Origin of the sequence: Spirosoma validum (assembly GCF_014699035.1) — a bacterium.
GTDB lineage: Bacteria > Bacteroidota > Bacteroidia > Cytophagales > Spirosomataceae > Spirosoma > Spirosoma validum.
This window is the reverse complement of the sequence record NZ_JACXAA010000004.1, coordinates 259,611-272,173: the sequence shown is the minus strand read 5'-3', so window position 1 is coordinate 272,173 and position 12,563 is coordinate 259,611. Positions and strand designations below refer to the sequence as shown.

Below are 12,563 nucleotides of genomic sequence, written 5' to 3'. Positions count from 1 at the left end.
TAACTCCTTTATGTATACACCAGATGCAGGAGAAAGAGTTTTAGAGACCATTAGTCTCAATACCCGGCACTTGGCAAAATGAGCCTATTATTCTCATATGGCACAATATTCAGTAACTATAACTTTGTTTCCAGCATAGCGCCAATTAACCAAGTTATGTATATAAATATAACACTTTGTCACTATAGGTGTTATTTCTTTGGATGCGGATTCACAAACAGAATTTGCCAGGTACATCATTGCCCTGAGTAGTACACTTTAATTTATACCGTCAACGGATTTCTCCACCTTCTACTCTTCATCCACTAGAGTTGCTGGTCTAGCTTTCCCCAGCCACTTATGGAACCTACTACAACAAAGCCAACCCAGCCTCTTATTGAGTGCTTGCACCTTACCCAATGGATTATCAACGACTTTAAGATCCAGTTCCTGCTATCGGAACGAATCCTCACTGAGATCAGAAAAATATCCTGTGTGTCAAACTGGTATGAAGATCCAGTGGCATCTGCAACGTATATCGACCGGGTTAATGTCTGCTTTATCAGTATCCGGCAGTACTATTTAGACTTTGGGAGCTTACCACAGATTGGGGATCGGCTTTATAATGAGGATACGGGTATGATCGTACAGGATCGCTCCATTGATGGCGGCTTAATGACAATAACTTTCACGCTAAGCCTGTAACTCTCTTTGGTCCCCTTAGCTAAGCAAAAGCACTCAGAATCATCCCCTTTGTGCATGTGCCAGTGCTTGGATCTGCTACATTTGACTGGACATAAAGTTAAGCACGATCTAACTTAGTGGATCGATCATGAAAACCAGTAGCCATCGCAATTTTTAGCCTACCAGAACAACATGAATTATGGTTGGTGAAGCTTTTTTAGTACGATGCTGGTAGGGATCTCAGGTTTATAGGTGATAAACCTACCCCTTTAGGCAGCATGCCTCCGGCATGCATATAATAATGAGCCTCTTATGTCTATAAACATATCACGGCAGCGGCCGACCATCCCTCTAGGGTAAATTATCCGTAACTCACGGTAAAACAAAACAATTACGATATGTTTCCCCTTAGTGATGTAATAGTCATGCCCTTACTTGGCTAGCTAGGTAAAAGTAAGTTTTGATTCTGGTCGATAATCGATTTCTCTCAATGGCAATTCCGGATTCGAAAAAAGTGCTCATTGCAGGGGCCAGCATTGCGGGTCCAACGCTAGCCTTCTGGCTGGCTAAGTACGGCTTCACAGTCACTGTCGTTGAACGGTCGAAAACCTTACGCCTGGGTGGACAGAACATCGACGTCAACGGTCCGGCCAAGCAAATTGCCCAGAAAATGAGAATTGAAGCCGCCATCCGGGCGGCCAATACGGGCGAGGTCGGGTTACAACTAATCGGGCAAAATGAGCAGGCGATAGCCTCCTTTCCCAAAGAGGGTTCGATCAGTGGGACTCAGGAATTGGAGATTCTACGGGGTGATCTGGTCAATATTCTTTACGAGGCAACCAAGCAGAACGTAGAGTACCGGTTTGGTGATTCGATCACGAATCTGGAGCAACATCCTAACGAAGTAACCGTAACCTTTTCGAGTGGAAAAAAGGAAACCTTCCAGCTCGTGGTCGCAGCCGACGGTGTTCGATCAAGCACCCGTCGACTGGTGTTTGGTGACGAACCAAAATTCGAGTATCTGGGCTTGTATACGGCCTATCTAACGATTCCCAGGATAAAAACAGATACCAATTGGTGGCGATGGTACACGGCCACTGACCGCCGGATCGTTATGCTTCGTCCCGACAATCAGGGAACTATGCGGGCTTCTGTGGCTTTCCTAGAATCCGATGAAGCCTACGAAAAACTGTCGCTCGCCGAGCAGAAAAGCGTGCTTAAATCCAAACTAGTCGGTGCAGGTTGGGAAGCGGACCGAATCAGTAACGCCCTGGACGATTCGGTAGATGTATACTTCGACAAAATTGGTCAGATTAAAGCTCCCAGTTGGTCATCTGGTCGGATGGCGATGATTGGCGACGCTGCGTATTGTCCCACACCGTTGACTGGTAAAGGCACTACCTTAGCGATGGTCGGTGCCTACCTGCTGGCGGGTGAATTATCCCAACACGAACGCCATCAGGATGCATTCGTTGCCTACGAACAACGCATGCGTCCGTACGTGGAGGAAGTACAGAAGTTACCGCCTGGTGTGCCCTGGCTAGTATACCCCAGGACGCGATTTGGTGTATCCGTTCTAAACACCGTTGCCGGTATTATTGCTAGCAAGCCGGTTCAGAAACTGTTCAGCTTATTTACGTCAACAAAAACCGAAGACGAAAGCAAAGCGGAGGGGATCGTATTACCCGACTATGTCTACACTCATGCTGCGGAGTCTTCATAAGACAAAGCATAAAAGACTGCCGCCCATTTTACCCAACATGTAGCCTATGAGCCGGCATAATTAGCCCACTCTCCCAACGATTACCGCTGAGTTCGGGCAATAATAGTCAGATTCATTACGCTGTTTAACTGGTAAGTTCCTGTAGATTATCATAAAAATGCCAGCGATTCGTTGTTTCGAATTAGATGATAAACCCTTAGCAGTGAGCATTTTAACCACTGTCTCTATTTCAAGCAAATGAATGGGTTTGGTCATTGTCCCGAAACCACTGCATCAAGCAAGGGAGGAACTGACTTGACACCAGCTTTGTGTTTTTCATACTCCTTTTTTAGATCGTCAATGACGTCTGGGTGGTCTTTTCCAACCTCAAATTTCTCCGAAGGGTCAGCTTCCACATTGTACAGCAAAGGCGGGTCGTGAGGTGCCGGAGCATCTGGTGAGTAGGAAGCATGTGTTGTAAAATGCGCTTTCCAGGGACCTTTGCGGATGGCGTGTAAACGATCTGAATCATAAAAATAGACAACGTCGGTCACACTGGCTTTCTTACCGCTCAATAACTCCCGAATATCCGATCCGTCAAGCGTGCGGTCTTTTGGCAGTTCGGCTCTGGCCAGGTTCAGAATGGTCGGGTACAAATCCATCGACGTAGCAATGGCCGACGATACGGTCTTTGGCTTGACGAAACCAGATCCCCAGGCAATAGCCGGTACGCGCATACCTCCTTCATACGTAGAGCCTTTGGCTTCGTATAGCAACCCTGCTGAGCCACCCGTTCCTGGTACCAGTGCTTTCATCTGCCAGGGACCGTTATCGCTCAGAAAAATGACGAGTGTATTTTTATCCAGTTTCTGTTCCCGAAGCGTATTCAACACCTGGCCCACGCTCCAGTCCAGCTCTTCGACCACATCGCCATACAACCCACGTTTGCTTTTTCCGGCAAAATCACTCGATGCGTACAATGGTACGTGTGGAAACGGACTGGCATAATACAGAAAGAAGGGCTTTGTCTTGTTCTTTTTGATGAACGTAACAACTTCAGCCGTATACCGTTTCGTCAGCAATCGCTGATCGGGCTCGGTTTCAATAACCTTGTTATTCTGGTACAGCGGCAACGGCGGATTTTGATTGACCATATTCGGAACCGAACCGACTTTCCCCATATCATTGGAATACGGTAACCCAAAGTAATAATCAAATCCGTGCTGCAACGGGAGATGTTCGGGCTGAGACCCCAGGTGCCATTTGCCGATTAAAGCCGTTTGATAGCCTTTGGTTTTTAAGGCTTCGGCGATAGTAATCTCCGTTTTGGGAAGGCCATTGGCGGAGTTGGTAAAGAAAACCCCACGCTTACCAAAAATCCCACTTCGGATGGGTAGCCGACCCGTCAGCAAGGCGGCCCGGCTGGGTGTACAGACGTTGGCCGCTACGTAGAACTGCGTAAATCGGGTTCCCTCCTCGGCCATTTTATCGAGGTTTGGGGTACGTATGGTCGGATGCCCGTAGCAGCTTAGATCGCCATAACCCAGATCATCAGCCAGGATGATAATTACGTTCGGCGTCTGGTTCGATTGAGCACTGGCCAATGAACCAACTAATAAAAAAAATAGGCTTAGGAAAGCGAGTTGATTTCGGTAGTGAATCATATAAGTAGCTCAAAGAGTACGGTCAAAAAGTTTGAGGGCTTCATCGTCTTTATACGTCTGAATCTGCACCCGAAGTTTTGTTTTCAGATCAGCAGTCAGGGCTTCGTAACTCTTCTGACCGTACAGATTATGCAGTTCGTTCGGATCTTTTTTGAGGTCATACAGTTCCCAGAAGTCTTTCGGACCGTAGAAACGTACCAGTTTATATTGATCGGTACGTAGGCCGAAATGCGGGTATACGTGGTGGGGCTGCGGATATTCGTAATAGTGGTAGTACGCTTCTTTCCGCCAGGGGGTCTTCTGTCCTTTCAGAAGCGGCAGAAAGGATTCGCCCTGTATTTCTTTCGGGATACTCGTTCCGGTCAGGTTCAATACGGTCGGTGCCCAGTCGATATTGGATACCAGCTGATTGATCTGCGTGTGTGGCTTGATTACGCCCGGATATCGGATCACAAAGGGCGTTTTCAGCGATTCTTCGTAAATAAATCGCTTGTCGAACCAGCCGTGTTCGCCCAGGTAAAACCCCTGGTCAGACGCATAAATCACGACGGTATTCTTAGCCAATCCGGTTTTATCTAAATAATTGAGTAATTCGCCAATGTTACGATCCAGTGAATTCGCCACCGACAGATAATCTCTCAGATACCGCTGGTATTTCCACTCGACCAGCGCTTTACCCGTTAGCTTCTTGTCATCAAACTCCTTGCTGACTTTGTTTTCGTAGTAATCGACAAAGGCTTTTTTCTGCTCGGGTGAAAAGCGACTATACGCGTTTAAACGTCCCTTCCGTTCATAATCGGCATGAACTTTCAGGTCCTCTTTCAGGCGCATGGTTTTGTCGATGGTCATGTCCTGATCGCGGGCCGCTTCCCGCCCTTTGTAATCGTCGTAAAACGTAGCAGGTAACGGAAACGTGACGTTGTCGTAAGCCCCTAAATCTGGTAAGTCGGGTAACCACTCTCGATGCGTAGCCTTGTGCCCAACAACCAGAAAAAATGGTTTGGCTGCATCGCGTTGATTAAGCCAGTCCAGCGACAGTTTGGTTGTTACGTTGGTTACGTATCCCGGATAACGGACCGTGTCTTTCTTCGAATTGATGAAATCCGGATTGTAATACTGGCCCTGACCCGGCAGTACGTTCAGATAATCAAACCCGTTGGGCAGACTACCCAAATGCATTTTCCCGATCCAGGCCGTCTGATACCCATTTTTCTGCAATGCTTCCGGAAATACAGGCTGATTTATTTCGAAACTGCGCTCGTTCACCGTATAACCATTCAGGTGACTGAACTTGCCCGTTAGCAACGTAGCGCGGCTAGGGCCGCAAATGGAATTGGTCACGACGTTGTTATGCAGAATAGCTCCTTCGTTCGCAATCCGGTCGATGTTGGGTGTTTTGACTAATTTGCTACCATACGCGCTAATGGCCTGGTAAGCATGATCATCCGAGAAAATAAAGATTACATTGGGCCTTGGTGACGCTCCCTGTTGTTTAGGCGTATAAGCCGGGGCCGTCAGCAACAGCGTACCCATTATTGTCAGGCCCACGAGCGAACCAGCCATTGTTTTTCGTCTCATAATTGGTTACTGTTTAGGTTGGATCAACGCATCTTCCGGCCAGCGTACCGGCTGACCCGTCTTTTTAAACGTTGGCATCTGCGCATCCCAGCGCTTTAATTGATTGGTCAGCAGTGCCGCCAGACTTTTCAGCTTCTGCGGTTGCTGACCGGCCAGATTCTGTTGCTCGCCAATGTCGTTACGTAAATTATAGAGTTCCAGGGCACCCGTACGGTGATCATAGACCAGTTTCCAGTCGCCCTGACGTAACGCACTCGCCCAGGAAACTAGGGGCGCTTCGGCGGCAATCCAGCGATTGGGATGGTGCCAGACCAGCGCCCGGGACGTATCGCGCAAGGCCGGATTTTTCAGTAAGGGCAGAAATGTTCGCCCATCGACCGACTGACGAATCGCTGGTTTCTGAATCCCCGCAATCTCCAGAATCGTTGGGAAGAAATCTTCGACAATTACGTACTGATCCGTTACGCTACCCGCTTTCACCACGCCGGGCCATCGCACCAGCATGGGCTCCCGAATGCCGCCTTCGTAGACGGAGCCCTTCCCAACCCGTAGCGGCAAATTCTGCGTATGCGCTTTTCCGCCCCGTGCTGGCGTAGTACTCAGTCCACCATTGTCCGACATAAACATGACGACTGTGTTATCCGTCAGTTTTTGAGCATCCAGGTAGGCCAGAATATCACCCAGGCTTTTGTCCATCCCTTCAACCAACGAGGCATATTTCGCTTCGGTGCTATCCAGACCGGCTTTCAAGTACTTGTCAATGAATCGCTTGTCTGCCATGATGGGCGTATGCACTGCGTAGTGAGCCAGGTACAGAAAGAAAGGCTGCTTATTCCTAACGGGTACGTCGAGGGCTTTCAGAGCTTCCCGCGTAAGGGCTTCGGTCAGAAATACGTCCGTGCCATGATACGTTTCCAGACCCGGTACGGCATTCCGGTTATGTTTACCATTCACGGGACGGTCGTAGTTGTCCTCGCCTAAATAACTGGCCGGATGCCCAATTTCACTCCCGGCAATATTCACTCGGAAACCAAGATTCTTCGGGTCCGAACCGGGGGTTCCGGCAGACCCGAAATGCGCCTTGCCGGCATGAATCGTGTAATAATTCTGCTGACTCAGCAAGGCGGGTAAAGTCGTCGCATGAATCGTTCGGTCAACGCCCGCTACGGGGCTGAGTCCATTGACGTTCCAGGCTACCTGATTGAGTACCGTATCGGGATAATCGGTACTGGTATCTTTATTCGGTGAGGTCCAGTTCGTTACGCGATGATGTGCTACGTTCAGACCCGTCATCAGACTGGTGCGCGTGGGTGTACACAAGGGCGTAGCGTAGGCATTCGTGAATTTTACGCCTTCCTTCGCCAACCGTTCCATATTGGGCGTGTGATACCGCCGATTCAGGTCCGTCATCTGTTTCCAGAATGGGACGGACGTATCCTGCCACCCCATATCATCGACCAGAAAAACTATTATGTTGGGCCGGACCGTCGTCGTACGGGGTGCGGCATCCCGACGAGGTGGCTTGGGCGCAGTAAATCCACAGAAAAGGAGTAGTGTCAAACTACCTGCCATCCAGACTTTTAGTCCACCCTTCTTATTTATATCCCTCATTTTGCTTCAGATTCGGGTTTCGGTCGATTTCGCTTTGTGGTAGCGGGAAAAGCACCTGATAATCGAAGGCTACTTTCCCTCTGGCTTTGGCATATTCAATAAACTTGCCGTGCCGAATCAAATCCTGGCGACGCAATTCTTCCGAGAAAAACTCCCAGCTCCGCTCTTTTAACAGATGCGCGCGTAAGGCATCTTTCGAGGTAAAATCGCTTAGCTTGAGCAACGTAACAGCGGCTTTTGCCCGAACGAGATTGATCAAGCCAATCGCTTCCTGCGTGGGGCCGTTCAGCTCGTTTAAGGCTTCGGCCCGGCTTAGCAAGATATCGGCGTAGCGATAGACCGGAAAATCATTCCCCATGTTTTCCGCGGTCGCGCTTAAATCCTCGCGGAATTTAAAGCTGCGAACATCGTCAGTACCGAGCTTAATGATCTTACCATTAACATCTTCATATTCCGTAATGATGGCCTGCCGCCGTTGGTCTGCCGGATCGAAAGTATTATAAAATCCAGACAACGTTTTTAGCTGCGTCGCGTAGTTGGTTTTTGGCGCCACCTTGAATTTGTAGTTTGGAGGAGCCGCGTGTGGCAGGTAATTGTCGCTTAAACCCGGCTGTGGTAAGCTGGGCCGGATGTAAATAAACTCGCTGTTTTTCTCGTTCGCTACGTCGAATAGATCGGTCCGGTTGGTGCCATTGAATAATTGATAAACACCCAGATCCATAACCTTTTTCGCGGTTTCAGCGGTTTCAGACCATTTCTTGCTGTTCAGGTAAAATCGCGTCAGCAGTGATAGGGCCGCGCCTTTGGTGGCCCGACCGTACTGGGGAGCCACTGTTGGCAGGATGTCGGCCACCGCTTTAAATTCCGATTCAACAAAGCTAATAAACTCAGCCTGCGTGGGTCGGCTGGGACGATCATCGCTACTGCTGTTGCTGCTGATAATCAGCGGAACCGGCCCGAATAAATCGTATAACGTCTGGTAAGCACTTGCCCGCAAAAACCGGGCTTCGGCAAGAATCTGCGTTTTACGGGCATCCGCCATCGAGATTGACGGTACCTGATCCAGCACGAGATTCGTCCGGTAAATCGTCCGATAGTGGAGTGTCCAGGCGGTTTCAAAAAATTCGTGGGTCGCGGGCCAGGTAAAATCTTCGAGCGGTTGCGCCAGACTACGGAGTCCGCCTTCGCGGTCGATTACCAGGTCAGTATTGACTTCGGCCATCAACAGGTAGTTCCGAAAACCACGACGCTGTTCCACGGAATAAGCCGAATTTAACAGAGCTTCCGCGTCGTCGGCTTTCTGGAAAAAATTATTGGGTCCAAACGATGAAAATACCTCCTCATCTAATGGTTTGCTACACCCCAACAACTGAATAAAAAGGAATGTATAAAGTATCTTTTTCATGGTAAATTTCATTAAAAACCAAGGTTGAGGCCTAGTGTGTACGATCTTGTTTGCGGATAGGCGTTGTAATCGGCCCGAACATTGGACGCACCAAACGCACTCACTTCCGGGTCCGAACCGGTGTATTTGGTAATCGTAAACAGGTTCTGCCCCGTCAGATAAACCTGCGCACTACGTAACACTTTGAGTTTGGCAACGGGTAGGTTATACGTGAGTTGAATATTCCGCAGCCGGACAAACGAGGCATCTTCCACCGCCCGGCTGTTGATGTTGCTGGCGTAGGCAACCTTCGGCGCAATACCTGAAGCATTATTGTTGGTCGGATTCGTGGACGTCCAGCGATCGGTATACGATTCTGCCAGTCGATTGCGTCGGAACGAAATGGGATTTTCTGATTCGGTCCGGTTCAGGTTGAAAATACTGCTCCCCTCTACAGCCTGGATAAACACCGAGAGCGTCAGTGGTCCGTAGGCAAAATCGTTGTTGATCCCAAAGGTGTATTTCGGAAATGGCGATCCAAGAATCGTGCGGTCCGCAGTCGTGATTCGACCGTCGCCGTCCACATCCTTGTATTTGTATTCGCCGGGATTCGCCAGCGGCTGGGGTGAATTTTTGATGTCGTCGGTCAGTTGATAGACCCCGTCGATCTTGTAGCCATAAAACGAGTTGAGCGGATCACCTTTCCGTATGATACTAAACTCTCGGGAAAAACCAGCTTCGCCCTGCAGGATGTACGGCAATCCGGCCAGATCCGTCACTTTGTTACGTATCAGGGAGAAATTGACCGACGAACGCCAGGTAACAGGCTTCTGAATATTGATGGAGTTCAGCGTAATTTCAAGTCCCTGATTCTGCATTCCCCCGACGTTTTTGAACGTAGTAGAAAAACCTGTGGTACGTACCACGGGCAGTTGAAGCAGTAAGTCTTTGGTATTTTTATAAAAGTAGTCAACCGTACCGGTCAAGCGGTTTCCAAAGAATCCGAAATCAACCCCTACGTCCAATTGACCTGTGGTTTCCCATTTCAGGTTTGGGTTTGGCAGCTGCGTCGTTGAAATGCCAACAAACGACGTACCGTCGAAAATAGCCTGCCCCTGTGGCCCAAGCAGCACCAACGATTTATAGCTACCGATGTCCTGGTTCCCGGTAAGGCCATAGCTCCCGCGCAGTTTTAAATCAGTCAGAACGGGTACGTCTTTCATGAAGCTTTCCTCCTTGATCCGCCAGCCCAGGGCTACGGACGGGAAAAATCCGAATTTGTTGTTTTCACCAAACCGGGACGAGCCATCAGCCCGAACCGAAGCCGTCAGTAAGTATTTATCCAGCAGGTTGTAGTTGACGCGGCCCAGATAGGATAAAAGCTGATTCTGGTTTCTGTCGGAGAAGACGCCGAACGACGATCGGGTGCCCGCAGCCAGGTTGTTCGTCAGCAAAGCATCCGACGCAAAATTCTGTGAATTCGCCCCGAGCGTGTTGACTTCAAACTGTTGATACGTATAGCCGCCCAGCACCTCAACTTTATGAATAGCCTTGAACGTTTTGCTGTAGCGGGCGGTCAACTCCAGCAGGTAATTACCCGTGTTGTTCGTTTGCGCGCTGGCAAGGCCATTGGCAGCCTGCCCCCGTTTCGTTTGCCGCGATACATACGTATCGCGCCGGGCCGTCTGACGATCGGTGCCGGCGTTTATTTTCACCGACAACTCTGGCAGGATAAAATATTCAGCGAAAATATTGCCGAAGGTCCGGTTGGTTTGGGCGGCATCGTTTACTTCGTTGGCTAACGCTACCGGATTTTCGAGGTTGACAATCAGGGTCTGCGCGTAAGTCCCATCGGCGTTACGTACTGGCAAGGTGGGATCCTGAAAAATCGCCGTATTGACCACGCCAGCCCCTTCATTGATACTGACCCCATTGGGTACAAAATCGTCGTTGACCAGGCTTGAATTCAGGTTAAGGCCAAACTTGAATTTGTCATCATTGTAAGTCAGGTTAGCCCGGCCAATGTATTTTTTGATGCCCGAACTGATCACGACCCCTTTCTGATCAAAATAATTGAGCGATGCGTAGTAGTTGAATTTATCCTGTCCGCCCGAGAAGGAAAGCTGGTGATTTTGAGCCGATCCGCGACGGTAGACTTCCTGCTGCCAGTTCGTCCCGGCGCCGATGGCAGAAATTTGTTCGGCCGTAAATTCTGGCGCTAAACCCTGATCTTTTTTCAAATCGTTCAGCAAACTGATGTACTGCTGCGTGTTCAGCATCGGAATCGTCCGCGTTACGTCCTGCAACGCCGTATAAGCGCTGTAATTGACTTTAAGCTTGCCTTTGGAGCCTTTTTTGGTGGTGATCAGCACAACGCCATTGGCACCACGCGACCCGTAAATAGCCGTTGCCGACGCGTCTTTCAAAATTTCCATCGACTCGATGTCGGCGGGATTGAGCGCATTCAACGGATTCCGAACGGACCCATCCGTGACAATCGGTGAACCCGGTACTACGGGTGAGTTATCGATGGGTAATCCGTCAATGACGTAGAGAGGCTCGTTATTAGCATTGATGGAATTGGCTCCCCGAATACGTATCGTCACACCTCCACCCGGCTCAGCACTCGACTGGGTAACCTGCACACCAGCCGCACGGCCAGCAATCATCTGATCTACCGACGTTTGAACACCTTTGTTAAAATCTTTGGAATCAAGTGAGCTAACCGCTCCGGTCAAGTCGCTTTTTTTCTGCGTACCGTAACCAATGACAACCACCTCACTCAACTGCCGGTTGTCTACCACTAGTCTGACATTTAACTGGCTTTTGCCATTAACCGGCACTTCCTGGCGAATAAAGCCCACGCCGGAAAAAACCAATACAGCATTCGATCCCGCCGGGAGTTGATAGTTCCCTTCCGCATCGGTAACCGTACCCTGTGTTGTATTTTTAAGCAATACGTTGATACCGGGTACTCCGCCCGGGTCGTCTTCAGAGATTACTTTTCCTTTGAGAATAGATTGGGCAAAAGTACCGGAAGCCGTCAGCAATAAAATGGTCGACAGGAGAAATCTCGCGCTGAAAGGCGTACTTCCTGTGAAGTAAAAAAGTCGCATAGAAACGTAAGGATAAACTGATTAAATACGAGCGGGTTGATTAGTTGCCACCGGCATACTATTTTGGAAGGGATCGACAACAGCCATACTGCCAATTGGCTCCCTGAATCCGAAGAGATAGGTCGAGGGTTACGCCAGCGGCCGGATGGAAAGTCTGCGTGGCGGACATGGAGCAACTCTGAGCCAGCCACATACTGTGAGAGAAATAATTACGAGTTAAGAAACTAATTAATCCTATAGAATTAGTAGGCACATTATGTGAGATCATCTTGATTTGAGGAAAGAAAGGGCAAAAATAAATCTATACTCTCTACTAAGTCAAAGGATTATATGGAATAAGTTGAATTATACTACAAATGGAGAAAAAAGTGCAAAATATTACACCTACTAATCGATAGACTATTCTGTTTTTAGCTATAATTACCCGGGTAATCAGTAGTATATTTCCTCCTTATCATAAAAGAAGAAATAACTATTTGCTCATTAGAAATTGTTCGATGTTGGCCACAAAGTTTTTCAAGTGTACCCATTCACTGCTAAACCTTTGCCGATTTCACCAGCATTTGTAAGATCGTTGTTCATAAACTGACAAATTGGCGTCACAAACAGGTCGCATAGTAGCTCGAATAGCCAAGGTGGAGCTGCTACATTTGACTGGACATTAAGGTAAGCCTCATCTAACTTAGTGGACCATGAAAACCAATAGGAGGCCGTGCAACGAAGTGTTTAAAAAGATGGCCCTGGATCAAAGGCTAAAGGCTCCCTAAAAGAGACGGCTTAAGAACTAGGTATTACTCCTCAGATATTGACCCGATGGCGTAGAGAAAGGACAAGACAGGGTGAGC

7 protein-coding genes are annotated in these 12,563 nt (G+C 48.8%); 2 read left to right on the top strand and 5 right to left on the bottom strand.

Annotation, left to right across the window (positions count from 1 at the left end; genetic code table 11):
* Nucleotides 1–339: 339 nt before the first annotated feature.
* Both IC230_RS13565 and IC230_RS13560 read left to right on the top strand, forming a co-directional pair.
* On the top strand, nt 340–684 hold the full coding sequence (locus IC230_RS13565) for a hypothetical protein (protein ID WP_191039568.1): 345 nt from the start codon (nt 340–342) through the stop codon (nt 682–684).
* Nucleotides 685–1,153: 469 nt separating this feature from the next.
* Nucleotides 1,154–2,386: an FAD-dependent monooxygenase gene (locus IC230_RS13560; RefSeq protein ID WP_191039567.1), complete on the top strand. Its 1,233-nt coding sequence runs from the start codon at nt 1,154–1,156 to the stop codon at nt 2,384–2,386.
* A gap of 251 nt (nt 2,387–2,637) precedes the next feature.
* On the opposite strand, the gene IC230_RS13555 is transcribed toward IC230_RS13560, so the two are convergent.
* Genes IC230_RS13555 through IC230_RS13535 form a run of 5 tightly spaced genes read right to left on the bottom strand, consistent with a single transcriptional unit; the run spans nt 2,638 to nt 11,718 of the window.
* Nucleotides 2,638–4,029 carry a sulfatase family protein gene (locus IC230_RS13555; RefSeq protein ID WP_191039566.1) on the bottom strand — a complete coding sequence of 464 codons (1,392 nt, stop codon included), beginning with the start codon at nt 4,027–4,029 and terminating at the stop codon, nt 2,638–2,640.
* A gap of 9 nt (nt 4,030–4,038) precedes the next feature.
* Complete coding sequence (locus IC230_RS13550; RefSeq protein ID WP_191039565.1) at nt 4,039–5,607, bottom strand: sulfatase family protein; 1,569 nt, start codon at nt 5,605–5,607, stop codon at nt 4,039–4,041.
* 6 nt (nt 5,608–5,613) lie between these two features.
* Complete coding sequence (locus IC230_RS13545; protein WP_223860635.1) at nt 5,614–7,218, bottom strand: sulfatase; 1,605 nt, start codon at nt 7,216–7,218, stop codon at nt 5,614–5,616.
* The gene (locus IC230_RS13540; protein ID WP_191039564.1) at nt 7,202–8,623 is read right to left on the bottom strand and encodes a RagB/SusD family nutrient uptake outer membrane protein; all 1,422 of its coding nucleotides are present in this window, start codon (nt 8,621–8,623) and stop codon (nt 7,202–7,204) included. Before IC230_RS13540 ends, IC230_RS13545 begins: the two co-directional genes overlap by 17 nt.
* Before the next feature lie 11 nt (nt 8,624–8,634).
* Nucleotides 8,635–11,718: a SusC/RagA family TonB-linked outer membrane protein gene (locus tag IC230_RS13535; protein WP_191039563.1), complete on the bottom strand. Its 3,084-nt coding sequence runs from the start codon at nt 11,716–11,718 to the stop codon at nt 8,635–8,637.
* Nucleotides 11,719–12,563 lie beyond the last annotated feature (845 nt).